Source organism: Sphingomonas sp. GM_Shp_1, assembly GCF_026540895.1.
GTDB lineage: Bacteria > Pseudomonadota > Alphaproteobacteria > Sphingomonadales > Sphingomonadaceae > Sphingomonas.
The window spans coordinates 70,369-92,966 of the sequence record NZ_JALNUR010000002.1; the positions used below are offsets into that span (position 1 = coordinate 70,369).

Consider the following 22,598-nt stretch of genomic DNA (forward strand, 5'->3'; position numbering starts at 1 on the left):
GGGAGGGGGACCGCCGCGAAGCGGTGGTGGAGGGGGGCTTCCTCATAGGATGTCCCTGGTGGCGAGCCCCCTCCACCAGCTTCGCTGGTCCCCCTCCCCGTGCCGGGGAGGATCGGTCAGGCTCGAAGCCGCCGGATATCCAGCACATCGACCCCGGCGAGCGTCACCGGGCCGAAACGGCCATCGACTTCCGCGACGATCCCCTCGGCGGTCGAGCGTACGCGGGTCCAGGGGATTTCGCGCACCGCGATGCGGCGGCCCTGGAGCTTGATCGCCGCGACGCGACCGTCCTGCGCCACCGCCAGCGCGCCCTGGCCGTCGGCACCGACCACCGCGCCGGATACCGAAAAGCCCTCCAGCGCGGCTTCGGCCGCCGCCGCGACATCCTCCGGCGCGCCGAGGCGGCGGTTGCGGCGGCGGCGGACCAGCCAGCCGATCCCGACCCCACCCAGCACCGTTCCGGCGCCCAGACCGGCCAGCGCCCAGCCCATCACGGCGCCGGTGATCGGCAGGATCATCCCGCCGCGCCCGACAGGGCTTCGAGCGTCGGGCGAAGACCGGACAGGTCATAGCCCGCCCCCTCGGCCTGCATCACGATCAGGGTCGGGTTGCGCCCCGCCTTGGCCGCCGCCAGCGCCCACAGGTTGCAACTGCGCGTGCCCGACCGGCAATAGGCGAGCACCGGCCCCTTGGCCTCGACCAGCGCCTGGGTCATCTGGTCGACCATCTCGTGGCTGAAGCCGCCGGGCGTCACGGGAATGGCTGTATAGGCCAGCCCCTGATCCTCCGCCGCCGCGCGGATCGAGTCGCCATTGGGCTGCCCCGGCTCCTCGCCATCGGGGCGGTTGTTGACGATGGCGGTATAGCCCGCCGCCTTGATCGCCGCGACGTCCTCGGGGCGGATCTGGGGGGCGACGGCGACGCTTTCATTGAGTGGGCGGATCATGCGACTCACCTATTCAAAGGGCCGTTTCACCGCAACCGGTGCCGAGCCTTCTTCGGCAGGAAAAGACGCATCAGCCGGCGCTTGGCTCCGATGGCATGGGAACATCCCGCGCTCCCCCACGTCTGATCCGCAATGGATTTTCGCAGGAGCCGGGCGCCATGTCGCTGATCGATCGTCGCCAGGGGCTGTGGGGCCTGGCCGCGCTGGGCGCCGCTGCCGCCGTACCGCTCGCCTGGCGCCGGGCCCAGGCCGCCGCCCCCGGCCCCGCGACGCTGGCGGTTGTGGAAAAGGGCGCAGGGCGCGTCGCCTTCTACAGCCTGCCCGATGGCCGCCGGACGGATATGATCGCGCTGGGGCCGCAGCCGCATGAGATGGTCGCCGATTCGGCGGGCCGCTTCGCCTATGTCGGCGGATATGGGGTGAAGGGCTGGCAGTTCGGCGGCGAGGGAGGGCACCAGCTCTGGGTGATCGACCTGACGACGCGCAAGCTCGCCCGCACCATCGACCTGTCACCGCACCGCCGCTGGCACGGGATGCGGATGGACGCGAAGGGGAGGCTCTACGCGCTGTCGGAAACCGACAGCCTGCTCGCCCGCTTCGACCAGCCCGCGACCGCGACAAGCCCCGACCGGATGATCCCGGTCGGCGGCGCGCGCAGCCATTATTTCGTGGTAAAGGCCGATGGCACCCGCGCCTATGTCGCGGACACGATGAGCGGCATGGTCATCATGGTGGACCCCGACGATGCCAGCTTCGCGCCCGTCAAACAGCATATCGGCACCGCGCCCGAGGGTCTGGCGCTCAGCCCCGACGAGCGCACCCTGTACGTGATCGACCGTCCGGCGGGCGTGCTCCACGCGCTGGACGCGATCACGCTGCGCCCCCGTGCCCGCACGACCCTGCGCGGCGAGGCGGTGCGGGTGATCGTCCAGCCCGATGGCCGCCTGATCGTGTCCAACCCGGCGGACAAGAGCCTGACCCGCCATTCGCCCGCCACGCTGAAGGAGGAAGCCAGGCTTCCCCTGCCCGCCGCCGCGCCGGGGCTGAACCTGCCTGCGGGCGGGTCGATCCTCTATGCCGCGCTGGAGGACGACCGCATCGCGATCGTCGATCTGGCGACCTGGCGGATCGTCGGCGGCTTCGCGACCGGCGACGCGCCGGATACCGCCGTGCTTCTGTAATGGCACCGGCCCTTTGCCTTCGCGCCGCTTTACGGTAGCGGTAAGGCGATGGCTGCCAAAATCTCCTGCGATGTCGCGATCATTGGTGCAGGCCTGGCCGGCGGCCTGATCGCGCTGGCGCTCAAGGCGCGGCACCCGGCGCTCGACGTGCGGCTGGTCGATGCGGGCGAGACGATCGGCGGCAACCATCTCTGGTCCTTTTTCGGCAGCGATGTGGCGAAGGCCGATCGCTGGATCGTCGAGCGGCTCGTCGCGCATGGCTGGCGCAGTTACGACGTGGCCTTTCCGGCGCATTCGCGGACGCTGAACCAGACCTATTATTCGATCGAAAGCCACCGACTGGACGCGGAGGTCCGCCGCGTGCTGCCGCCCGAAGCCCTGATGCTGGGCCGCAAGGTGCTGTCGGTGACCGCGACCGCCGCGGTCTTCGCCGATGGCGACCGGGTGGAGGCGACGGGCGTGATCGACGCGCGCGGCGCGGGCGACCTGTCCTCGCTGTCCTGCGGATGGCAGAAATTCGTTGGCCAGGAACTGCGCCTGACCCACCCGCATGGCAGCGAGCGGCCGGTGGTGATGGACGCCACCGTCAAGCAGCTCGACGGCTATCGCTTCGTCTACACCCTGCCCTTCGCGCAGGATCGGATCTTCGTCGAGGACACCTATTATTCGACCTCGTCCGATCTGAACCGCCGCGCCATCGTCCAGCGGATCGAACGCTATGCCGAGGCGCGGGGGTGGGAGACGGTGGAGGTGCTGCGCGAGGAAGCGGGCGTGCTGCCGGTCGCGATGGGGGGCGACTTCGACAATTACTGGCGCAGCGGCGGGGCCAGGACGCCCAAGGCCGGGATGCGCGCCGGGCTGTTCCACCCGACCACCGGCTATTCGCTACCCGATGCGATCCGCATGGCGGCGATGCTGGCCGAGCGGCGCGATTTCGCCGGGGCGGACCTGCACGATGCGACCTATCGCATGGCGCGCGCCGCCTGGGACGCGCGCGGCTTTTACCGGATGCTCGACACGATGTTGTTCAAGGCGGCGGAGCCGGATGAGCGATACCGCGTTCTGGAGCGTTTCTATCGACTTCCGCCCGACCTGATCGGGCGATTTTATGCGGGGCAATCGACCATGGCCGATAAGGCACGAATATTGACCGGACGGCCGCCGGTGCCGATCCTGCGCGCCATCGCCGCGCTGCGGGGCAGGTCATGAAGAGCGCGGTCGTCATCGGATCGGGCTTTGGCGGGCTGGCTCTCGCCATCCGCCTGCAATCGGCGGGCGTGCAGACGACCATCGTCGAGGCACGCGACAAGCCCGGCGGGCGCGCTTATTATTGGGAACGCGACGGCTTCACCTTCGACGCCGGCCCCACCGTCATCACCGATCCGGCCTGTCTGGAGGAACTGTGGGGCCTGACCGGCCGGTCGATGTCGGAGGATGTGAAGCTCGATCCCGTCAGTCCCTTCTACCGGCTGAACTGGGTCGACGGCACCAATTTCGATTACAGCAACGACGACACCCAGCTGCGGTCCGAGATCGCCAAGCTGAACCCCGACGACATTGCCGGATACGGCAAGTTCCTCGACTATGCGGCGGGCGTCTATCGCGAGGGTTACGAAAAGCTCGGCCATGTCGCGTTTCTCGACTTCGCCTCGATGGTGAAGGCCGCGCCGTCGCTGATGAAGTATCAGGCGTGGAATTCGGTCTACGCCATGGTGTCGAAGTTCGTGCAGTCGGAGAAGCTGCGTCAGGCGCTGTCCTTCCACACGCTGCTCGTCGGCGGCAATCCGATGACGACCAGCGCCATCTATGCGCTGATTCACAAGCTGGAGCGTGACGGCGGCGTCTGGTTCGCGCGCGGCGGCACCAATCGCCTGGTCGCTGGCATGGTCGCGCAGTTCGAGCGGATCGGCGGCGTGCTGCGCCTCGGCGATCCCGTCACCCGGATCGAGACCCTGGGCGACCGCGCGACCGGCGTGGTGACCAAGAGCGGCCTGACCATCCAGGCGGAGGCGGTCGCGACCAATGCCGATATCATGCACAGCTACCGCGACCTGCTGGCCGACAACCGCTCGGCCCGGCGGACGGTCAACCGGCTGGAGCGCAAGCGCTATTCGCCGTCGCTGTTCGTCGTCCATTTCGGCATCAAGGGCGCGTGGCCGGGCATCCCGCACCACATGATCCTGTTCGGCCCGCGCTATAAGGGGCTGCTGACCGATATCTACGACACGGGCGTGCTGTCGGAGGATTTCTCGCTCTACCTCCACCACCCGACCGTCACCGACCCAAGCCTGGCGCCCGAGGGGCATTCGACCTTCTATGCGCTGGCCCCGGTGCCACACATGGGCAAGTTCCCGATGGACTGGGACGAGGTCGGGCCGATCCTGGAAAAGCGCATCCTGGACGAGGTCGGCCGCCGCCTGATCCCGGACATCCACGAGCGGATCGTGACCAAGTTCCATTACGCGCCGTCGGACTTCGCGACCGACCTGAACGCGCATATGGGCTCGGCCTTCTCGCTGGAGCCGATCCTGACCCAGAGCGCCTATTTCCGGGTCCACAATCGCGACGATTCGATCCCGAACCTGTATTTCGTCGGCGCGGGCACGCATCCGGGCGCGGGTATTCCGGGCGTGGTCGGCAGCGCGAAAGCCACGGCGGCGCTGATGCTGGAGCGGCGATAGCAGCCAATCCTCCCCGGCGCGGGGAGGATCACGCCAGCAGCGCGTCCCCCTCCGCCTCTTCCACCTCGGCGGCTTGGCGGGCCCACATCTCCGCATACAAGCCACCCCTGGCCAGCAATTCGCCATGGGTGCCACGCTCCGCCACCCGGCCGCCGTCGAGCACGACGATCTGGTCGGCATGGACGATGGTCGACAGCCGGTGCGCGATGACCAGCGTGGTGCGCCCGCGCTCGATCGCCTGCAGCGTCGCCAGAATGTCCGCTTCGGTCCGGCTGTCGAGCGCGCTGGTCGCTTCGTCCAGGATCAGGATCGGCGGGTTCTTCAGCAGGGTGCGGGCGATGGCGACCCGCTGCTTTTCGCCACCCGACAGTTTCAGCCCGCGCTCGCCGACGCGGGTGGCGTAACCCTGCGGCTGGCGTTCGATGAACTCGGCGATCGCCGCGCCCTTCGCCGCGCGCTCGACCTCGGCCTGGTCGGCCCCCTCGCGGCCATAGGCGATGTTGTAGCCGATCGTGTCGTTGAACAGCACCGTATCCTGCGGCACGATCCCGATCGCGCCCCGAAGCGAGTCCTGCGTGACGGTGGCAATCCCCTGCCCGTCGATGGTGATCGCGCCCTCCTTCGCCTCGTAGAAGCGGTAAAGCAACCGCGCGAGCGTCGACTTGCCCGCACCCGACGGCCCCACCACCGCACAGGTCGTCCCCGCCGGAATGTCGAGCGTCAGTCCCTTCAGGATGGTCCGCTCCGGGTCGTAACCGAACACGACATTGTCGAACCGAACATGGCCACCCGCCACCCGCAGCGGCGGCGCGCCGGGGGCGTCGACCACCTCGGCGGGGGTGTCGATCAGGTCGAACATCGCGCCCATGTCGATCACCCCCTGGCGGATGGTGCGATAGACCATGCCCAACAGGTCGAGCGGGCGGAACAGCTGCGACAACAAGGTCGAGACGAACACCACATCGCCCGGCGAGGCCGCGCCCCGGCTCCATTCGCGCGCGACCCAGGCCATGGCGAAGCCCAGCATCAGGCTGGTGATCAGCGCCTGCCCGACATTCAGCCAGGCGAGCGAATTCTCCGACTTGGTCGCCGCGCGGGCATAGGCCGCGACGCCGGTTTCGTATCGCCGCGCCTCGCGTTCCTCGGCGTTGAAATATTTGACCGTCTCGAAATTCAGCAGCGAGTCGACCGCATGCGCCACCGCGCCGGTGTCGAGATCGTTCATCCGGTTGCGCAGCGCATTGCGCCAATCGGTCACCTTGCGGGTGAAGACGATGTAGAGCACCACCATCGCCAGCGTGGTGACGACCAGCACCGGCCCGAAGCTGCGCCCGAAGATCGCCAGCACCAGCCCCAGTTCCAGCACCGTCGGCGCAATGTTGAACAGGAGGAAATAGAGCATCGTGTCGATGCTCTTCGTCCCCCGCTCGACCACCTTGGTCACCGCCCCGGTCCGCCGTTCGAGGTGGAAGCGCAAAGACAGGCGGTGGAGATGGCGGAACACGTCCGCCGACAGCCGCCGCGTCGCGTCCTGCCCGACCATCTCGAACACGGCATTGCGCAGATTGTCGAACAGCGTCGTCCCGAACCGCGCCGCCGCATAGCCGACGACCAGCAGGGTCACGAGCGTCACCGCGCTCCGGTCGCCCCCCGCCATCCGGTCGATGGCGTATTTCAGCGTATAGGCCGCGCCCAATACCTGAATCAGTTTGGACACCACGACCAGCGCCATCGCCGCCACGATCCGCACGCGCAAAGCAGGGGCTTCGGCGGGCCAGAGATAGGGGAGGAAACGGCGAAGCGTCGGGATCAGGGGCCGGTCAGGCGTACCGGCGGTGGAGTCGATAGGCGGCATGTCACCCCCATGTCGGCGGAACCGAGGGGAAGTTCAATGGGTGGTACGATCATGGGCGTCATGGCTTGCGGCCCTGCCCTCCCCCGGCCCCTCCCGCCTGCGGGAGGGGAGTTTTGTGGGAATTTTGGCTACCCGCATCCCCGCCCATAGAAATTACAGTGAGCGCTTGCCTCTGGCCGCTCCCCTCCCGCAGGCGGGAGGGGCTGGGGGAGGGCCTCGCCACACGCGACACCCTCCCGAACCTCGCCCCCTTACAACCCCTTCACGAACTCCGCCCCATGCTTCACCTGCGCGGTCGAGGCCTTCAGCGTATCGCCGATCGGCTCGGCCCGCCCGCCCAGGCAGGGCGCGAGGAAATTCTCGGCCACCGCGTTGAACGCGATGCCGTTCACCGGTCGGGCAAAGCCATGCCCCTCATCGGGGAACAGCACATAGGTGACGGGAATGGCCTTGGCCGCCATCGCCGCGACGATCTGGTCGCTTTCGGCGACGTTGACGCGCGGGTCGTTGGCGCCCTGCCCGATCAGCAGCGGCTTCCTGATCCGGTCGACGAAGGTCAGCGGGCTGCGTTCCTTGAGCAGCGCGCGGCCTTCCTCGGTGGTGGGGTCGCCCATCCGCTTGTAGAATTGCTGCTTGCCCGCTTCCCAATAAGGCGGGATTGTCTTGAGCAGGGTGAACAGGTTGGACGGCCCGACGATGTCGACGCCGCATGCGAACTTCTCCGGCGTGAAGGTCAGGCCCGCCAGCGTCGCATAGCCGCCGTACGAGCCGCCCATGATCGCCACCTTGTCGACCGTGGTAACGCCCTGCTTCACCGCCCAGTCGACCGCGTCGATCAGGTCGTCATGCATCTTGCGGCCCCATTGCAGGTCGCCCGCCGAGATAAAGTTCTTCCCGAAACCGGTCGAGCCGCGATAATTGACCGACAGCACCGCATAGCCGCGATTGGCGAGCCACTGGTGATAGCTGTTATAGCCGAACCCGTCGCGCGCCCAGGGTCCGCCATGGACGAACAGCACCATCGGCACCGGCCCGGTCACCCCCTTCGGCTTGGTCAGATAGGACACCAGGCTCAACCCGTCGCGCGCCGGAATCTCCACCGCCTCCATCGGGACGAGCGGCGCATCGGCCAGTTCGGGGCGGCTGACATAAAGCTGGGTCAGCTTTTTCGCTTTGCGATCGTACAGCCAGGTCGAGGCGGGCGCGGTGACCGGGTCGAAGCTGACCAGCCATTTGTCGTCCGCATCGGTGCGCGACCCGATCGAGAACTGCCCCTTGTTCTGCGCCTTGAGGAAGGCGAGGTCGGCCTTCACCGCGTCGCCGACCGGGACATAGTCGCGCTTGAGGTAATCGACCTCATAGGCCTCGACCCGACCAGTCTTGGGGTTGAACAGCCCGCCGCCGACATCCGCCTTGGGGCTTTCGCCGATCACGGCCATCTGGCCGCTGGCCATGTCCTGTGCCATCAGCGCGGCGGTGTTCCGCCCCCGGCTGTCCATCCAGTAGAGCGTCTTGCCGTCCACCGTGAAGCCCAGCGGCGAGGTGGTCAGCGAATCGTCCAGGCCAAACTGAACGACGGGCGTCGTCTCCACCTTGGTGCCGTCGACGCGGAAATAGTCCGACCCGCCATCGGGGCGCGCCTTGGCCGCCATGCGCAGGCGCAACTGGTCGTCGGCGAGGAACCCGGCATAGCCGTCATTCTGCATCACCTTGGTCAGCGCGCCGGTCGTCAGGTTCAGCTCGTACACGTCGTGCCAGCGCGGATCGCGATTGTTGACGCCGACGAGGATGCGATCCTTGATCGTCTCGCTGGTGCCGACGATCTGGACCCGTGTCTTCTCGAAAGGAGTCAGCGCCTTTTGCTCGCCGGTCACGACATTGACGCCGTAGAGCAGGAAATTCTCGTCGCCGCCCTTGTCGTTGACGAACAGGATGGACTTCGAATCCGGCGACCAGAAGGCTTGGCGGATCGGCCGGGTCTTTTCGGCGGTCAGCGGGCGGGCCTTATCCGGCGTCGCGATCGGTGCGACCCAGACGTTGAGCACGCCGTCGCGCGGCGCGATGAAGCTGATCCACTTGCCGTCGGGCGACAGCCGCCCGCCGGTCTTGGTCGGATTGCCGAACAGCTTGGCGCGTTCGATCAGCGGCACGTCCGCCGCCATCGCCGATTGCGCCACCATCAGCGCGGCCCCCGCCGCCAGCAAAGCCCTGAATCCCATCTCATGCTCCCCACCATGAACTGTATTGCCACAGCATGACACCCGTCCCGTGATCGGACAAGCGCAAAATCGGAACAACCCGCCGCCCTTACGAGTTTTCAATTCCAAGTGGAGGCGGTCGATGGAACCGATTTTCTATGTGATGGCCATATTGGGTTGTGGCGATGGCAGCATCGATTGCACCGAAGCGCGCATGGTGCCTGCCAGGTACCAGACCATGGCCCAATGCCGCGCCGATCTTGCCAACCGGATCGCCGCGAATACGGATGTGCCCTATCCCGTGATCGGCGCGGACTGCCGCCGGATGGGCGCGCAGATGGCCAAGGCGGAGCGTAAGCCCTCCAAGGGGTGAATCCCACCACCTCCGCTCAGCCTGAGCGAAGCCGAAGGCCAAGGGAAACCATGCCCGCTGAGGTCATCGCGTGCGCTTCGACTTCGCTCAGCGCGAACGGTGACCGGGAATTGTCACGCACCCCCCATCATCAGCCATCATCTCGGCAGGCAAAAAGCTACCGGGGTCGCGTCCACAGCGTCGGGTCGCGCGGGGTGATCGTCATGCTCCCCCGCCGCGCCGCCTGGACGCTCGCGCCCGCCATGAAGCGCAGCTTCTCCGCCTTGCTGGTGCCGACGCGGCTGTCCCAGGCACGGCGTCCGCGCCGGGCGACCTTGCGCCCGATCGCGCCATAGATCGCCGCCGCCGACAGCACCGCCCAGGCCGATCGATAGGACAGAGCCGGCGTCCCCATCCGCGCACTCGCCTCGAACCTTGCCGCCTGGTCGGTCAGGCGGCGGGCCAGCGCGCTAAGGCCGGGCCGGTGCGAAGGCGCCATGATCGCATCGGGCGCGATGCTCTTATAGGCGAGCCATTCGCGCGGCAGATAATAGCGCCCCGCGCCCGCATCCTCGGCGATGTCGCGCGCGATATTGGCGAGCTGGAACGCCAGCCCCAGGTCGCAGGCGCGGTCGAGCGTCGCCTGGTCGTCGGGCGCCACCCCCATCGTCACCGCCATCATGCAGCCGACCACACCCGCGACATGATAGCAGTAGCGGTAAAGATCGTCCTCGGTTTCGGGCCGCCAATCCTCGGCATCCAGCGCGAAGCCCGCAATCAGGTCGCGGGGCCAGCGATGCGGCATCCCCGTCTCCGCCGCGACGACCCGCAACGCGTCGAAGGCCGGATCGCCCACGACCTGCCCCGCCAGCGCCGCCTCGGTCTTCTCGGTCAGTTCGGCCAGCCGCGCGGGCGCATCCGCCACGCGGGTCATGCCATGGCCATGATCCTGCCCGTCGGCGATGTCGTCGCAGCGGCGGCACCAGGCATAGAGCAGCCAGGCCCGCGCCCGCGTTTCGGGATCGAACAACATGCTGGCGGCCGCGAAGCTCTTGGAGCCCTTCGCGATCGACGTCTTTGCCGCCGCCACCAGCGCCGCGCGCTCGTCCGGGGCGGCGGACGGGCTCACAGGTCGCCCGCGTTCATGCGTACGATGGGCTGGGTCGGCACATGCGCACCCATCCGCCCCAAAAGGCCGTCCAGCGTCGAATCGACGATCAGCAGGTCGCGGTGCTGCGGTCGCAGGAAACCGACCTCGCCCATCTTCTCCCAAAAGGCGACGAGATGATCGTAATAGCCACCGGTGTTGAGCAGTCCGACCGGGTCGGCATGATAGCCGAGCTGCGCCCAGCTCAGCGCCTCCCACAATTCGTCCATCGTGCCGGTGCCGCCCGCGATGGTGACGAAGCCGTCCGACAGGTCGGTGAACGCTTTCTTGCGCTCATGCATCCCCGGCACGACATGGAGTTCGGTGAGGCCCCGGTGCGCGACCTCGGCATCGACCAGCGCCTGCGGGATGATGCCGATCACCTCGCCACCCGCCGCCAGCGCCGCATCGGCGACCGCGCCCATCAGACCCAGCCGCCCGCCGCCATAGACGACGCCGATCCCGCGCTCCGCCAGACCACGTCCGACGCTACGAGCGGTTTCGATGTAAAGGGGGTCGCTGGGGGTCGCCGACCCGCAATAAATGGCCAATCGCTTCATGAGCCATGCGCTAGGCCAAGGCGCCGGGCGGAACAAGCGGGCAAGCGACCGGTCACGCTGGTCGCGCGTCGATTATGGAAGGGGCGACGCGAACAAGGCCGCCCCGCCCCTTCCCGATATTACCGGCCGCGCAGCGTGTTCAGCAGCGCGATGCCCAGCACGCCGCCCAGCGCCGCCGAGGCATAGGGGCGATCCTTCACGAACTGGCGCGCCTGGTCGATCAGCGGGCGGACGGTCTGGTCGATGCTGGTCTTGGCATCGCCGAACGCCTTCTGCGTCTTGCCGCCCAGTTGCTCGCCCCGGCCCTCGGCCTGCATGGACTTGTCGCCCATGGCCGTGCCGATCCCTTCCTTGACCTTGCCGCCGAAATCCGTGGCCGAACCGTTGATCGTGTCGGTGTTCATCGATGCCTCCTATGCTGGACTGGAAATGGCCGGGGCCCATCAAAGCCCCCGTGACGATGGAGCCTAGTAACCCCGCAGCGCGGCGATGTTTCCCCCAAAGGTCCGCACGAGCCAGGTCGGCCGGGCAAAACCGCCATCGCCCTTTCGCATCCATCCCCCGCTCGCTACATGCAGCCCGATGGCCGCCGACCCCCTTGCCAAGCTCCACGAAGTTTTCGGGTACAGCCAGTTCCGCGGGGTGCAGGAACAGGTGGTCGACCGTGTCCTGAACCGGCAGCGGACGCTGGCGGTCATGCCGACCGGCGCGGGCAAGTCGCTCTGCTATCAACTCCCCGCCGTGATGATGGACGGATGCTGCGTCGTGGTCAGCCCGCTGATCGCGCTGATGCACGACCAGTTGCGCGCCGCCGAGGCGGTCGGCATCCGCGCCGCCACGCTGACCAGCGTCGACCAGAATCGCGGCGAGACGATGGCCCGCTTCCGCGACGGCCAGCTTGACCTGCTCTATGTCGCGCCCGAGCGCGCCTCGTCGGGGCATTTCCGCGAACTGCTCGGCTCCGCACCGCTCAGCCTGTTCGCGATCGACGAGGCGCACTGCGTCAGCGAATGGGGCCACGACTTCCGCCCCGACTACCGGCTGCTCGAACCGCTGATGGACGCCTTTCCCGAGGTGCCCCGGCTCGCCCTGACCGCGACCGCCGACGCGCATACCCGCGCCGACATCGCCAAGCAGCTGGGCATCCCGGTCGAGGGGATGATCGTCTCGGGCTTCGACCGGCCCAATATCCGCTATGCGATCAGCCCCAAGGCGAATGTGAACCAGCAGATCGCGCGGGTGGTCGCCGACACGCCCGGCCCCGGCATCGTCTATGCCCAGACCCGCGCCGCGACCGAGAAGCTGGCCGAGGCGCTGGCCCGGACCGGCCGCCCGGTGCGCGCCTATCATGCCGGGCTGGACCCCGCCGTACGCGCGAAGAACCAGGCCGATTTCGTGGCGAGCGAGGACATGGTGATCTGCGCCACCGTCGCCTTCGGCATGGGGATCGACAAGCCGGACGTCCGCTTCGTCGCCCATGCCGGGCTGCCCAAGTCGATCGAGGCCTATTATCAGGAAACCGGCCGTGCAGGTCGCGACGGCGATCCGTCGGTCGCGCATCTCTTCTGGGGCGCCGACGACTTCGCCCGGGCACGGCAACGCATCGCCGAGGTCGAGCCCGAACGCCAGCCGGGCGAGCGCGCGCGCCTGTCCGCGCTGGGCGCACTGGTCGAGACAGGCGGATGCCGCCGACGTATCCTGCTGCGCCATTTCGGCGAGGAGCTGGCGGAGGATTGCGGCAATTGCGACAATTGCCTCGGCAGCCCCGATGCGGTCGATGCGACGACGACCGCACAGAAATTCCTCTCCGCCGTGTTCCGCACCGGCCAGATGTTCGGCGCGGGCTATATCGAGCAGGTGCTGACCGGCCAGTCGACCGAGCGCAGCCTGATGAACGGGCATGAGGCGCTGTCTGTGTGGAACATCGTCTCGGGCGATGAGGTGGCGCTGCTCAAGCCGGTCCATCGCGCACTGCTGCTGCGCGACGCGCTGCGCACCAATTCGCATGGCGGGCTGGAGTTCAGACCCGCCGCCCGCGCGCTGATCAAGGGCGAGGCGCGGCTGTCGCTGGTCGTGCCGCCCAAGCGCGAACGCAAAGCCCGCCGCACCGCGCCGGTCGCCGCCAATCCAGCGGACAATCCGCTGTTCGAGGCGCTGCGGGCCAAGCGGCGCGAACTTGCGCAGGAGGCAGGGGTGCCGCCTTATGTCATCTTCCACGACTCGGTGCTGCGCGACATGGCGGCGCAAAGGCCGACCAGCCGCGCGGCGCTGTCGCTGCTGTCGGGCATCGGCGCGCGCAAGCTGGATGCCTATGGCGAGGCGTTTCTGGCGGTGATCCGCGACGCGGGCTAAGCTCGGGGCCATGAACGCCCCGACCCTGACCCCAACCCTGACCACTGCGCGGCTGACCTTGCGCGGTCACCATCCCGACGATCTCGACGCACTGACGGCGATGTGGGCCGATCCTGCGGTCTACGGCATGATCGGCGGCAAGCCGCGCGCCCGCGAGGAGGTTTGGATCCGCCTGTTGCGGTCGGTCGGCAGCTGGACGGTGTTCGGATACGGCGCATGGGTGGTGTGCGACCGGGCGACGGGCCAGGTGCTGGGCGATATCGGCCTGCTGGAATCGCGCCGGGCGATCGTACCCGAACTGACCGTACCGGAGGTGGGATGGGCCCTCGCCGCCGCCGGGCACGGCAAGGGCTATGCGGTCGAGGCGATGCGCGCGGTACTGGACTGGGCGGATGCGAAGGGCCTGGCACGGACCTGCTGCATCATCGATCCGGGCAATACGCCGTCGATCCGGCTGGCGGAAAAGCTGGATTACGGATCGCCGGTCGAGGGGATTTATCACGAGCGGCCAATCCAGATTTTCCACCGGGGCTGACAGTCGAAGTATAAGACCTTTTGGGGATAGGATCGGGCATGGGCTTCGACTTCGCTCAGCCTGAACGGAGCGGGGGTAAGGTCGCGCAAATGGCGCGTTGTCGGTGAAACGATCGCGATCCTGGTCCGCTCGGTCCCGCCCCGCCCTCCGTTCGCGCTGAGCGAAGTCGAAGCGTATGGGATGCCATTCGCGGAGAGGTTCATGCGTGGGCTTCGACTTCGCTCAGCCTGAACGGAGGGTGGGAGGTTCGCGCGGAGACGCGGAGGCGCGGAGAGGACGTGCCCGGCCGACAGGCCGCTTCTCACCGGCGACGGTACGGCATGTGCGACGCCGAACGGACACCTGACGCCGCCGCACGGGCAAACCTCTCTGCGCCTCCGCGCGAACAAAAGGCCGCATATCCGACGATCACGGTTCAAGCCCCGCCTCCGATAGGGTACAGTCCCACCCGTGACGCTTGCCCTGATCCTGTCCGCCATCGCCATGACGCTGATCGTCGGTGTGCGCTATCTGCTCGCCTCGGGGGCGTTCGCGCTGGCGACCCGGGCGCGGCATCCCGATCTCTATGCCGGGCTCGACCCGCAGATCCGGCGGGAGATCGCCTGGAGCCTCGCCTCCGCCGCGATCTATGGCGTGCCTGCCGGGATCGTCGCCTGGGGGTGGCAGAACCGGGGATGGACGCGGATCTATGCCGACGTCCATGCCTATCCGCTCTGGTATCTGCCGGTTTCGGTGCTGCTCTACCTGATCGCACACGACACTTGGTTCTACTGGACGCATCGCTGGATGCACCGCCCGGCGATCTTCAAGCGCGCCCATGCCGTCCACCATGCCAGCCGCCCGCCCACCGCCTGGGCCGCCATGGCGTTCCATCCGATCGAGGCGGTGACGGGCGCTGTGGCCATTCCGCTACTGGTCTTCGTGATTCCGATCCATGTCGGCGCACTCGGCTTGGTCCTGACGATCATGACCGTTATGGGCGTCACCAACCACATGGGTTGGGAAATCTTTCCCCGCTTTCTGTGGCAGGGGCACCTGGGGGGGTGGCTCATCACCGCAAGCCATCATCAACGGCATCATGAGCAATATGGGTGCAATTATGGACTCTATTTCCGCTTCTGGGATCGACTGTGCGGGACCGACCGGGGTCTGGGCGATTTCGGACGCGCCCATGCGCAGGCCGCGCGTCGCGCTTCTGCTGCTGGCCGCCCTGCCGTTGATGAGCGCCGCGCCGGTTAGCCGGCTGGACATCGGGATCGACAATCTGCGCTCGGGCAAGGGGATGATCCGCCTGTGCCTGACCGCCGACCCGGACAATTTTCCCGCCTGTGTCGACGATGCCCGCGCGATGACGCGCTCCGTCCCCGCAGGCCAGAAGGCCTTGCACCTCGACGGCCTGCCGCACGGCGATTACGCCGCCGCCGTCATCCATGACGAGAACGGCAATGCCAAGCTCGACACGCTGGCGGGCATCCCGCGCGAGGGCTTCGGCTTTTCGCGCAACCCGGCGATCCGCTTCGGCCCGCCGCGCTTCACCGCCGCCCGCTTCAGCCTGGGTTCTGTGGCCGAAACACAACAGATTCGGATGCGTTACATTTTCTGAACGAGGGAACCGGAGCGAAATCCTCACCCTGGCGTTCCATTTCGGATAATCCATTCAGGGAGTTTTCCGTCTTGCGCCTTTTTCCGCGCGTAATCGCCCCGCTGATCGCCACGGGCGCGCTATCCCTGTCGCTGCCCGCCTGGGCGCAGGATACGACCGTTTCCAGCGACCCCGCCGCCGCCGAAATGGCCGGGCAGTTGGGCAAGAACACCATCACTGTCGGGCTCGGCGCGGCCTATCTGCCGGATTATGAGGGGTCGAACGACTATAGCCTTTCCCCCGCACCCGCTGCTTTGGCCTATATCGACGGGCACACCATCACGCTGATCGGCAATCGCCTTTCGGTCGATCTGATCGGCGACCGGAACAACCGCGACTGGGATTTCCAGGCGGGCCCGATCGGCGTCGTCAATCTGGACCGCACCGCGCCGTCGCGGATCGACGACCCCCGCGTCCGGGCGCTGGGCAAGATCGGCGCGGCGGTGGAACTGGGCGGCTATGTCGGCATCGGCAAGGTCGGTGTGGTCACCAGCCCCTATGACCGGCTGTCCGTTTCGGTCAGCTATCGCCATGACGTGACCGGCGTGCACGACAGCGGCATCTGGCAGCCTTCGGTCAATTACTTCACGCCCCTGTCGACCAAGGCGGCGGTCGGGCTGTTCGCGACCGCCGAACATGCCGGGCGCGGCTATGCCCGCCGCTATTTCTCGATCGATCCGAACCAGAGCGTGGCGAGCGGCCTGCCCGTCTACAACGCGCGTTCGGGGTGGAAGGACTGGTCGGTCGGCGGCCTCGCCACCTATTCGATCACGGGCAATCTGCTGAAGGGGTGGAAGCTGGTCGGCGGCCTGACCTATGGCCGCATGGTCAACGACTTCGCCGACAGCCCGATCGTGTCGCAGGCCGGGTCGCGCAGCCAATGGCTGAGCGCGCTGGGGGTCGCCTACACGTTCTGAACCCTATCCTCCCCGGCACGGGGAGGGGGACCATGCGAAGCATGGTGGAGGGGGATCGCCGCACAGGGTGTCCTATGAGGAAGCCCCCCTCCGTCAGGCCTTCGGCCTGCCACCTCCCCGTACCGGGGAGGATTTCTCACTCCTGCGGGCATTCCCCCGGCTGGGTCACCGGCGCGCCGCCCATATACCATTGGCTGCGGTCGCCCATCGTCTCGCGATCGTGATAGCAGACCCGCGCCTTGGACGATTTGGTGTCGACCTCGACCGTCCAGTTATTGTCCGTACAATCATGCGGGGTACAGCCATGCGCCGCGATCCCCTGCTCCCCCCGGCGGAAGATCGGCACCGTCACCGCGCCGCGCGACATGATCCGCTGGATCAGCTGCTGATTGCCCACCGCGTCGTGCAGCGCGCTCGCCACTTCGGTCCGGTCGAAGAAGGTCACGCCGTCGACCGCGTCATTGGGATAATGGCCGATATAGGCGGTCAGCGGATTGACCTGCGCCACCCCCGCCACCGGCGTGGGCCGTGCGGTGCCGGGCGGGGTGAAGTTGCCCGGCGCGACGTCCGAATCCGCATCTCCTTCCCGACTGCCACAGGCCGCGAGCGCCAACAGGGCCATGGGGGCAAGGAAGGCGAAGCGGCGCATCTCTCTCTCCTGAAAACAATCGCTTTTGACGGGAACGCTTTGACGGCATGGCCGGTTGCCAAAGCGATGACAGCCGCGCCCTCCCCTGATTCCGACCTGTCCCGCTTCGTCGAGGCCCAGGCGGACAGTTTCCCCGCCGCGCTGGCCGAACTGCGCGCTGGGCGAAAGCAGAGCCACTGGATGTGGTTCGTCTTTCCCCAGATCGCCGGTCTCGGCCGCAGTCCCACCGCGCGATTCTACGCGATCCGGGACGCGGGCGAGGCGCGGGCCTATCTGGCGCATCCGATCCTCGGTCCCCGCCTGCTCGAAGCGGTCCGTACCGCGATCGCCGCACCCGGATCGGCGGAGGCGGTGTTCGGCGGGATCGATGCCATGAAGCTGCGCTCCTCGCTGACCCTGTTCGCCGCCGTCGCCGACGATCCTGCGCCCTTCCGCGAAGGGCTGGACCGGTTCTTCGACGGACAGGCCGACGACGCGACCCTGGCGAAGCTCGACCACCCCGCGCCGTGACGCGTGGGGCGGCCGAGCCTCGCAACGGTCATTTGATGGTGACGGGCCCCGGTCCGGTCACGCTGGCCGACTGATCGGCGGTCAGGACGATGGTCCACTGGGTGCTGTTGTCGCACACCGCGTTCCAGCTCGGATTGCCATTGACCGGGGCGGCTTCCTTCATCGCGGTGACGGACTGGCAGCTCGCCCCCGAAGGCCCGGCATCGCGGATCGCGCGGAACAGCACCCCGCGCCGCTGCCCCTCGGGCAGGTCGCGGATCTTGGCGCCCAGCGCGTCCGCGCTCATCACATTGCCGGTGGCGGCGACCGCAGCGGTGTTGTTGGCGGGCTCGGTCGAGGAGCCGCACGCCGCCAGCGGCAAGGCGGCGGCCATCACGGCGAGGGTGATCGTCGAACGTTTCATGATCATGGTCCTCCAATAGGCTCGGCGGCCGGCGGAATGACGACCGTATCGGGTGCATAACGATTATCCGCCAAGCCGGTTGCGCGCCAATCGCACCGGGGGCAAGAGGATGCGATGAGCGACATCCGACTGGACCCAAGCTGGCTGGCCGTCCTGCGCGACCAGTTCGACGAGCCCTATATGAAGGCGCTCAAGACCTTCCTGGCGGACGAGCGCGCCAGCGGCCAGCAGGTCTTCCCCCGCCCCTCCGGATGGTTTCGGGCGCTGGACCTGACCCCGCTGCCCCAGGTGCGCGTCGTGATCCTGGGGCAGGACCCCTATCATGGCGAGGGGCAGGCGCATGGCCTGGCCTTCTCGGTCCAGCCGGGCGTCCGCCCGCCGCCCAGCCTGGTCAACATCTACAAGGAAATGGCGACCGACCTGGGCATCGCGCCGCCGAGCCATGGGCTGCTCGACCATTGGGCGCGGCAGGGGGTGCTGCTGCTCAACTCGGTGCTGACCGTGCGGATGGGGCAGGCCGCGTCGCATCAGGGGCGCGGCTGGGAACGGTTCACCGACGCGGTCATCCGCACCGTCGCCGCCAAGCCCGAGCCGGTCGTCTTCATCCTGTGGGGCGCCTATGCCCAAAAAAAGGCGGGGTTCGTGCGCGAGATGGGTGCGGGACGGCACTGCGTCCTGACCTCGGTCCACCCCTCGCCCTTGTCGGCGCGGGGCGGCTTCTTCGGCTCGAAGCCCTTTTCCAAGGCCAACGCCTTTCTGGTGGAGCAGGGCCGCGAGCCGATCGACTGGGCGCTGCCGCCGCTGTCCTGATCTGTAATCATACTGGCTTCAATTGCCGCGAGGGCGCATACGGGCCGCCATTCCACCGATGCGATGAGGACCAAGGGCAATGGCCGACGACGAATATGTGTATGACGAAGCGACCGGCGAATGGATCAGCGCCGCCGACGCCGCCGCCAAGGCCGGCACGGGCAGCGACGATGACGCGGTGGTGGTGCGCGACTCGGTCGGCAACGTCCTGAGCGACGGGGATCAGGTGACGCTGATCAAGGACCTGACCGTCAAGGGCGCAGGCCAGACGCTGAAGCGCGGCACCCTGATCAAGTCGATCCGCCTGACCGGCGACGCGCAGGAAATCGACTGCAAGTTCGACGGGATCAAGGGCCTGGTGCTGCGGGCGGAGTTTGTGCGGAAGCGGTAAACCTTGACATTGTACAGGTGATTGTACAATTCTACACGTATGCAGGCTGTCTCCTATTCCGAAGCGCGTGAGAATTTGAAGGCGATGATCGACAAGGTCGTCGCCGACCGCGCGCCCGTGGCGATCACACGCCAGCGGGGCGAAGGCGCGGTGCTGATCTCCGCCAGCGAATGGGCGTCGATCGAAGAGACGCTCTACCTGTTGCGCTCGCCCAAGAACGCGCAGCGCCTGCTGGAAAGCATTGCTGAGTTGGAAGCAGGCGGCGGCGAGACACACGATCTTATCCAGTCGTGAAGGTCCAATTCTCGTCGCAATCGTGGGCCGAGTATCTCGACCTCCACGCCCATGACGCTAAGCTCTTCGCCAAGCTTAATGCCCTGATCGAGGAATGCCGCCGTCACCCGTTCAAGGGGACCGGTAAGCCCGAACCGCTGGGCGGCAACCTGTCAGGCTGGTGGTCGCGGCGGATCAGCCATGAGCATCGGTTGGTGTACCGGGTGGCGGGCAGCGGTGAAGAACAGGTGCTGCAAGTGGCACAGTGCCGGTATCATTATTAGATTATCTGCGGGCGATGGTTTAGGATCTAATGTCCTTAAAAAGCGCCTTTACGACAAAGACAGCTAGACCAACGATTTGCGTCAAATTTTGAACCAGCAAGGCCGGAAGAAGCCACTCATACGCCTTAAAGTTCCATGCCCCGACACCAACACGATAAAGCAGGTATGATTGAAACCCTACCATGCCTGCCATTAACGACATAATAAACCAAGACCAATTCTTCTTATGCTGATAATGATCTCGCAGCCCTTGCAGATGAGCGTAACTCTCTTGAGCCTCAATCGAAGTCCTACGAAATTGATCTAAATATTGATTTTCGGCGGCCATAGGCGGCGTTGGTGAAGCCTTGACTTCCGCCAGAACATCCTCAGGACGAGGAAGAGCGTGATCTACCGCCGTGGGATTATCATCTGACATTTTTCAGACGATATTCCATCATAGTTCTCGAAACGGCAAATGCGTCAGCGAGGCTGGCGACAGAGGCCCCCTTTACGGACTTCAGCAATCGCTTAGGCACTAAAAGATTTGCAGCAAAAAAATTGGCCTCTTTTTCAAAAGCATCATTGCTGTCTACGCTTTGAAATCTTGGTAATATATCATAGTCATCAGGATTTTTATCAAAATAATGCTTATGTAGCAACCAATGCCCAAGCTCATGAGCAATAGTAAATGTTTGACGACCCGTTAGATCTTCGGCATTCACGTAGAGTTTTGCAGCCGCAAAATCACAAAATCCTGCCACCTTATCGCTGGCCTTGCCAAAATTTGCGAATACTACATCAACCCCACTCCGCTCGGCAATTTCAAGCGCAGGGATTGGCGGTGCAGAATACAATTCGGAAAGCTCATTGGCTTTCCTTTCTACTTCACGCCACCGTGGCGACGTCAAAGGCTGGAGTGCGTTATCCATCGCGTCGGCGATATAACAAATCCACGCAGATTCGTCTAGAGGAATTTGTCAAGATCACTACGCCAGATTTTTGACCGGATGTGTCTAGCATCCGGTCGATTCGATGGTGTTTTTGCTTACTCACTCCGCCGGAAGGTAAACCTCCCCACCCTTCTCGCGGAATTTCTCGCTCATTTCCTGCATCCCCGCCTCGGCATCCTCCGCCGCGACGAAGGTTTCCACCGGCGCGTTCTGCTTGGCCGCGAATTCCCGCACTTCCTGCGTGATCTTCATCGAGCAGAATTTCGGGCCGCACATCGAACAGAAATGCGCGGTCTTGGCGCCCTCCGCGGGAAGCGTCTGGTCATGGTACGACTCCGCCGTGTCGGGGTCGAGCGACAGGTTGAACTGGTCGCGCCAGCGGAACTCGAAGCGGGCGCGGCTGAGCGCGTCGTCGCGCATCTTGGCGGCGGGGTGGCCCTTGGCCAGGTCGGCGGCGTGGGCGGCCAGTTTGTAGGTCACCACGCCGACCTTCACGTCGTCGCGGTCGGGCAGGCCCAGATGTTCCTTGGGCGTGACGTAGCAGAGCATCGCCGTGCCGTACCAGCCGATCATCGCCGCACCGATGCCGCTGGTGATATGGTCGTAGCCGGGCGCGATATCCGTCGTTAGCGGCCCGAGCGTGTAGAAGGGCGCCTCGCCGCAGGCCTCCAGCTGCTTGTCCATATTCTGCTTGATCTTGTGCATCGGCACATGGCCGGGGCCCTCGATCATCACCTGCACGTCCTGCGCCCAGGCGCGCTTGGTCAACTCGCCCAGCGTATAGAGCTCGGCGAACTGCGCCTCGTCATTGGCGTCGGCGATGGCGCCGGGGCGCAGGCCGTCGCCCAGCGAATAGGCGATGTCATAGGCCTTCATGATCTCGGTGATCTCGTCGAAGCGTTCGTAGAGGAACGACTCCTTGTGATGCGCCAGGCACCACTTGGCCATGATCGAGCCGCCGCGCGACACGATGCCGGTGACGCGCTTGGCGGTCAGCGGGATGTAGGGCAGGCGTACGCCCGCATGGATGGTGAAATAGTCGACGCCCTGCTCAGCCTGTTCGATCAGCGTGTCGCGGAAGATTTCCCAGGTCAGCTCCTCGGCGATGCCGCCGACCTTTTCCAGGGCCTGATAGATGGGGACGGTGCCGATCGGCACCGGCGAGTTGCGGATGATCCACTCGCGCGTGTCGTGGATGTTGCGCCCCGTCGACAGATCCATGACCGTGTCCGCGCCCCAGCGGATCGACCAGACCAGCTTGTCGACTTCGGAGGCGACGTTGGAGGCGACCGCCGAGTTGCCGATATTGGCGTTGATCTTGACCAGGAAGTTGCGGCCGATCGCCATCGGTTCGGATTCGGGGTGGTTGATGTTGTTGGGGATGATCGCCCGACCGCGCGCCACTTCGTCGCGGACGAATTCCGGCGTGACGTAATCGGGGATTTCCGCGCCGAAGCTCTCGCCGTCGCGGACATACTCCTTCAGCATCTCGCGGCCCAGATTCTCGCGGGTCGCGACATATTCCATCTCGGGCGTGATGATGCCTTGGCGGGCATAATGCATCTGGCTGACGTTCATGCCTGCACGCGCGCGCAGCGGCCGGTTCAGCCCGGTGCGCGGGAATTGCGGCACGCCGCCCGAACGGTCGGGGCCGAGCTGGCCATTGTCCTCGGGGCGGAGCTCACGGCCGTCATAGGCCTCGACATCGCCGCGCCCCTCGATCCACGCGCGGCGGATCTGCGGCAGGCCCGCCATGATGTCGATGCGCGCATTGGGGTCGGTATAGGGGCCGCTGGTGTCGTACACGCGCAAGGGCGGCTCGCCCGAGGACGAGTCGAGATGGATTTCGCGCATCGCGACGCCCAGCGGGCCGACATGAATCTTCTTCGAGCCACGGATCGGGCCGGTGGTCACGCCGATTTCGGCCTTTGCGGGGATATCTGCCATAGTCGTCCACTCCATGCGGAGGAAACGGACCAT

26 protein-coding genes are annotated in these 22,598 nt (G+C 66.2%); 14 read left to right on the top strand and 12 right to left on the bottom strand.

The features are described from left to right. Positions 1-116: 116 nt before the first annotated feature. Both OXQ33_RS01520 and OXQ33_RS01525 read right to left on the bottom strand, forming a co-directional pair. A complete protein-coding gene (locus tag OXQ33_RS01520; RefSeq protein WP_267432830.1) occupies positions 117-518 on the bottom strand; it encodes an LPXTG cell wall anchor domain-containing protein in 402 nt (133 codons plus the stop codon). Then, complete coding sequence (locus OXQ33_RS01525; RefSeq protein ID WP_267432832.1) at positions 515-946, bottom strand: TIGR01244 family sulfur transferase; 432 nt, start codon at positions 944-946, stop codon at positions 515-517. Before OXQ33_RS01525 ends, OXQ33_RS01520 begins: the two co-directional genes overlap by 4 nt. Before the next feature lie 158 nt (positions 947-1,104). Here OXQ33_RS01525 and OXQ33_RS01530 point away from each other — a divergent pair, with 158 nt between their 5' ends. The 3 genes from OXQ33_RS01530 to OXQ33_RS01540 are packed head-to-tail and all read left to right on the top strand — an operon-like array spanning position 1,105 to position 4,808. Then, positions 1,105-2,127: a YncE family protein gene (locus OXQ33_RS01530; protein WP_267432834.1), complete on the top strand. Its 1,023-nt coding sequence runs from the start codon at positions 1,105-1,107 to the stop codon at positions 2,125-2,127. A 48-nt stretch (positions 2,128-2,175) separates the two neighbouring features. Continuing rightward, positions 2,176-3,336: a lycopene beta-cyclase CrtY gene (gene crtY, locus OXQ33_RS01535; RefSeq protein ID WP_267432836.1), complete on the top strand. Its 1,161-nt coding sequence runs from the start codon at positions 2,176-2,178 to the stop codon at positions 3,334-3,336. Beyond that, positions 3,333-4,808, top strand: a complete 1,476-nt coding sequence (locus OXQ33_RS01540; RefSeq protein WP_267432838.1) for a phytoene desaturase — start codon at positions 3,333-3,335, stop codon at positions 4,806-4,808. The genes crtY and OXQ33_RS01540 overlap by 4 nt, the downstream gene beginning before the upstream one ends. 28 nt (positions 4,809-4,836) lie before the next feature. Here OXQ33_RS01540 and OXQ33_RS01545 read toward each other — a convergent pair whose 3' ends face one another. Continuing rightward, complete coding sequence (locus tag OXQ33_RS01545; RefSeq protein ID WP_267432840.1) at positions 4,837-6,663, bottom strand: ABC transporter ATP-binding protein/permease; 1,827 nt, start codon at positions 6,661-6,663, stop codon at positions 4,837-4,839. Between the two features lie 251 nt (positions 6,664-6,914). Then, the gene (locus OXQ33_RS01550) at positions 6,915-8,882 is read right to left on the bottom strand and encodes a S9 family peptidase (protein WP_267432842.1); all 1,968 of its coding nucleotides are present in this window, start codon (positions 8,880-8,882) and stop codon (positions 6,915-6,917) included. Between the two features lie 121 nt (positions 8,883-9,003). On the opposite strand from OXQ33_RS01550, the gene OXQ33_RS01555 reads away from it, so the two are divergent. Continuing rightward, on the top strand, positions 9,004-9,234 hold the full coding sequence (locus OXQ33_RS01555; RefSeq protein ID WP_267432844.1) for a hypothetical protein: 231 nt from the start codon (positions 9,004-9,006) through the stop codon (positions 9,232-9,234). Positions 9,235-9,391: 157 nt separating this feature from the next. Here the strand turns inward: OXQ33_RS01555 and OXQ33_RS01560 are convergent, their stop codons facing one another. The 3 genes from OXQ33_RS01560 to OXQ33_RS01570 all read right to left on the bottom strand — a co-directional run bounded on the left by OXQ33_RS01560 (position 9,392) and on the right by OXQ33_RS01570 (position 11,324). After that, positions 9,392-10,342, bottom strand: a complete 951-nt coding sequence (locus OXQ33_RS01560) for a phytoene/squalene synthase family protein (RefSeq protein WP_267432846.1) — start codon at positions 10,340-10,342, stop codon at positions 9,392-9,394. Beyond that, complete coding sequence (locus tag OXQ33_RS01565) at positions 10,339-10,920, bottom strand: TIGR00730 family Rossman fold protein (RefSeq protein ID WP_267432848.1); 582 nt, start codon at positions 10,918-10,920, stop codon at positions 10,339-10,341. Before OXQ33_RS01565 ends, OXQ33_RS01560 begins: the two co-directional genes overlap by 4 nt. A gap of 119 nt (positions 10,921-11,039) precedes the next feature. Beyond that, complete coding sequence (locus tag OXQ33_RS01570) at positions 11,040-11,324, bottom strand: CsbD family protein (RefSeq protein WP_267432850.1); 285 nt, start codon at positions 11,322-11,324, stop codon at positions 11,040-11,042. A gap of 178 nt (positions 11,325-11,502) precedes the next feature. On the opposite strand from OXQ33_RS01570, the gene recQ reads away from it, so the two are divergent. The 5 genes from recQ (at position 11,503) to OXQ33_RS01595 (ending at position 16,366) form a co-directional block, all read left to right on the top strand. Then, complete coding sequence (recQ, locus tag OXQ33_RS01575) at positions 11,503-13,272, top strand: DNA helicase RecQ (RefSeq protein WP_267432852.1); 1,770 nt, start codon at positions 11,503-11,505, stop codon at positions 13,270-13,272. 10 nt (positions 13,273-13,282) lie between these two features. Continuing rightward, entirely contained in the window at positions 13,283-13,807 is a 525-nt protein-coding gene (locus OXQ33_RS01580) for a GNAT family N-acetyltransferase (RefSeq protein ID WP_267432854.1), read from the top strand. A 483-nt stretch (positions 13,808-14,290) separates the two neighbouring features. Beyond that, complete coding sequence (locus OXQ33_RS01585) at positions 14,291-15,046, top strand: sterol desaturase family protein (RefSeq protein WP_267433050.1); 756 nt, start codon at positions 14,291-14,293, stop codon at positions 15,044-15,046. After that, the gene (locus OXQ33_RS01590) at positions 14,979-15,410 is read left to right on the top strand and encodes a DUF2141 domain-containing protein (RefSeq protein WP_267432856.1); all 432 of its coding nucleotides are present in this window, start codon (positions 14,979-14,981) and stop codon (positions 15,408-15,410) included. Before OXQ33_RS01585 ends, OXQ33_RS01590 begins: the two co-directional genes overlap by 68 nt. A gap of 71 nt (positions 15,411-15,481) precedes the next feature. Then, positions 15,482-16,366 carry a MipA/OmpV family protein gene (locus OXQ33_RS01595; protein WP_267432858.1) on the top strand — a complete coding sequence of 295 codons (885 nt, stop codon included), beginning with the start codon at positions 15,482-15,484 and terminating at the stop codon, positions 16,364-16,366. 136 nt (positions 16,367-16,502) lie between these two features. Here the strand turns inward: OXQ33_RS01595 and OXQ33_RS01600 are convergent, their stop codons facing one another. Further along, positions 16,503-17,015, bottom strand: coding sequence for a hypothetical protein (locus OXQ33_RS01600; RefSeq protein ID WP_267432860.1), 513 nt, complete (start codon positions 17,013-17,015; stop codon positions 16,503-16,505). A gap of 66 nt (positions 17,016-17,081) precedes the next feature. Between OXQ33_RS01600 and OXQ33_RS01605 the strand changes: the two genes are divergently transcribed. Continuing rightward, positions 17,082-17,525, top strand: coding sequence for a DUF1810 domain-containing protein (locus tag OXQ33_RS01605; RefSeq protein WP_267432862.1), 444 nt, complete (start codon positions 17,082-17,084; stop codon positions 17,523-17,525). Positions 17,526-17,553: 28 nt separating this feature from the next. On the opposite strand, the gene OXQ33_RS01610 is transcribed toward OXQ33_RS01605, so the two are convergent. Then, positions 17,554-17,928, bottom strand: a complete 375-nt coding sequence (locus OXQ33_RS01610) for a hypothetical protein (RefSeq protein WP_267432864.1) — start codon at positions 17,926-17,928, stop codon at positions 17,554-17,556. A 114-nt stretch (positions 17,929-18,042) separates the two neighbouring features. Here OXQ33_RS01610 and ung point away from each other — a divergent pair, with 114 nt between their 5' ends. The 4 genes from ung to OXQ33_RS01630 all read left to right on the top strand — a co-directional run bounded on the left by ung (position 18,043) and on the right by OXQ33_RS01630 (position 19,686). Then, complete coding sequence (ung, locus tag OXQ33_RS01615) at positions 18,043-18,738, top strand: uracil-DNA glycosylase (protein WP_267432866.1); 696 nt, start codon at positions 18,043-18,045, stop codon at positions 18,736-18,738. Positions 18,739-18,817: 79 nt separating this feature from the next. Next, a complete protein-coding gene (locus tag OXQ33_RS01620; protein ID WP_267432868.1) occupies positions 18,818-19,129 on the top strand; it encodes an alkylphosphonate utilization protein in 312 nt (103 codons plus the stop codon). Positions 19,130-19,168: 39 nt separating this feature from the next. Then, positions 19,169-19,423, top strand: a complete 255-nt coding sequence (locus OXQ33_RS01625) for a type II toxin-antitoxin system prevent-host-death family antitoxin (RefSeq protein ID WP_267432870.1) — start codon at positions 19,169-19,171, stop codon at positions 19,421-19,423. Beyond that, on the top strand, positions 19,420-19,686 hold the full coding sequence (locus tag OXQ33_RS01630) for a Txe/YoeB family addiction module toxin (protein WP_267432872.1): 267 nt from the start codon (positions 19,420-19,422) through the stop codon (positions 19,684-19,686). The genes OXQ33_RS01625 and OXQ33_RS01630 overlap by 4 nt, the downstream gene beginning before the upstream one ends. Positions 19,687-19,705: 19 nt before the next feature. Here the strand turns inward: OXQ33_RS01630 and OXQ33_RS01635 are convergent, their stop codons facing one another. The 3 genes from OXQ33_RS01635 to thiC all read right to left on the bottom strand — a co-directional run bounded on the left by OXQ33_RS01635 (position 19,706) and on the right by thiC (position 22,565). Next, positions 19,706-20,104 carry a hypothetical protein gene (locus OXQ33_RS01635; RefSeq protein ID WP_267432874.1) on the bottom strand — a complete coding sequence of 133 codons (399 nt, stop codon included), beginning with the start codon at positions 20,102-20,104 and terminating at the stop codon, positions 19,706-19,708. Continuing rightward, positions 20,094-20,597, bottom strand: a complete 504-nt coding sequence (locus OXQ33_RS01640; RefSeq protein ID WP_267432876.1) for an ImmA/IrrE family metallo-endopeptidase — start codon at positions 20,595-20,597, stop codon at positions 20,094-20,096. Before OXQ33_RS01640 ends, OXQ33_RS01635 begins: the two co-directional genes overlap by 11 nt. A gap of 120 nt (positions 20,598-20,717) precedes the next feature. After that, positions 20,718-22,565: a phosphomethylpyrimidine synthase ThiC gene (thiC, locus tag OXQ33_RS01645; RefSeq protein WP_267432878.1), complete on the bottom strand. Its 1,848-nt coding sequence runs from the start codon at positions 22,563-22,565 to the stop codon at positions 20,718-20,720. Positions 22,566-22,598 lie beyond the last annotated feature (33 nt).

Excerpts from the sequence above, each read along its gene's own strand:
- OXQ33_RS01520 (WP_267432830.1), bottom strand. The coding sequence starts at position 518 with ATGATCCTGCCGATCACCGGCGCCGTGATGGGCTGGGCGCTGGCCGGT.
- OXQ33_RS01525 (WP_267432832.1), bottom strand. The coding sequence starts at position 946 with ATGATCCGCCCACTCAATGAAAGCGTCGCCGTCGCCCCCCAGATCCGC.
- OXQ33_RS01530 (WP_267432834.1), top strand. The coding sequence starts at position 1,105 with ATGTCGCTGATCGATCGTCGCCAGGGGCTGTGGGGCCTGGCCGCGCTG.
- crtY (WP_267432836.1), top strand. The coding sequence starts at position 2,176 with ATGGCTGCCAAAATCTCCTGCGATGTCGCGATCATTGGTGCAGGCCTG.
- OXQ33_RS01540 (WP_267432838.1), top strand. The coding sequence starts at position 3,333 with ATGAAGAGCGCGGTCGTCATCGGATCGGGCTTTGGCGGGCTGGCTCTC.
- OXQ33_RS01545 (WP_267432840.1), bottom strand. The coding sequence starts at position 6,663 with ATGCCGCCTATCGACTCCACCGCCGGTACGCCTGACCGGCCCCTGATC.
- OXQ33_RS01550 (WP_267432842.1), bottom strand. The coding sequence starts at position 8,882 with ATGGGATTCAGGGCTTTGCTGGCGGCGGGGGCCGCGCTGATGGTGGCG.
- OXQ33_RS01555 (WP_267432844.1), top strand. The coding sequence starts at position 9,004 with ATGGAACCGATTTTCTATGTGATGGCCATATTGGGTTGTGGCGATGGC.
- OXQ33_RS01565 (WP_267432848.1), bottom strand. The coding sequence starts at position 10,920 with ATGAAGCGATTGGCCATTTATTGCGGGTCGGCGACCCCCAGCGACCCC.
- OXQ33_RS01570 (WP_267432850.1), bottom strand. The coding sequence starts at position 11,324 with ATGAACACCGACACGATCAACGGTTCGGCCACGGATTTCGGCGGCAAG.
- recQ (WP_267432852.1), top strand. The coding sequence starts at position 11,503 with ATGGCCGCCGACCCCCTTGCCAAGCTCCACGAAGTTTTCGGGTACAGC.
- OXQ33_RS01580 (WP_267432854.1), top strand. The coding sequence starts at position 13,283 with ATGAACGCCCCGACCCTGACCCCAACCCTGACCACTGCGCGGCTGACC.
- OXQ33_RS01585 (WP_267433050.1), top strand. The coding sequence starts at position 14,291 with ATGACGCTGATCGTCGGTGTGCGCTATCTGCTCGCCTCGGGGGCGTTC.
- OXQ33_RS01590 (WP_267432856.1), top strand. The coding sequence starts at position 14,979 with ATGCGCAGGCCGCGCGTCGCGCTTCTGCTGCTGGCCGCCCTGCCGTTG.
- OXQ33_RS01600 (WP_267432860.1), bottom strand. The coding sequence starts at position 17,015 with ATGCGCCGCTTCGCCTTCCTTGCCCCCATGGCCCTGTTGGCGCTCGCG.
- OXQ33_RS01605 (WP_267432862.1), top strand. The coding sequence starts at position 17,082 with ATGACAGCCGCGCCCTCCCCTGATTCCGACCTGTCCCGCTTCGTCGAG.
- OXQ33_RS01610 (WP_267432864.1), bottom strand. The coding sequence starts at position 17,928 with ATGAAACGTTCGACGATCACCCTCGCCGTGATGGCCGCCGCCTTGCCG.
- ung (WP_267432866.1), top strand. The coding sequence starts at position 18,043 with ATGAGCGACATCCGACTGGACCCAAGCTGGCTGGCCGTCCTGCGCGAC.
- OXQ33_RS01620 (WP_267432868.1), top strand. The coding sequence starts at position 18,818 with ATGGCCGACGACGAATATGTGTATGACGAAGCGACCGGCGAATGGATC.
- OXQ33_RS01625 (WP_267432870.1), top strand. The coding sequence starts at position 19,169 with ATGCAGGCTGTCTCCTATTCCGAAGCGCGTGAGAATTTGAAGGCGATG.
- OXQ33_RS01635 (WP_267432874.1), bottom strand. The coding sequence starts at position 20,104 with ATGTCAGATGATAATCCCACGGCGGTAGATCACGCTCTTCCTCGTCCT.
- OXQ33_RS01640 (WP_267432876.1), bottom strand. The coding sequence starts at position 20,597 with ATGGATAACGCACTCCAGCCTTTGACGTCGCCACGGTGGCGTGAAGTA.
- thiC (WP_267432878.1), bottom strand. The coding sequence starts at position 22,565 with ATGGCAGATATCCCCGCAAAGGCCGAAATCGGCGTGACCACCGGCCCG.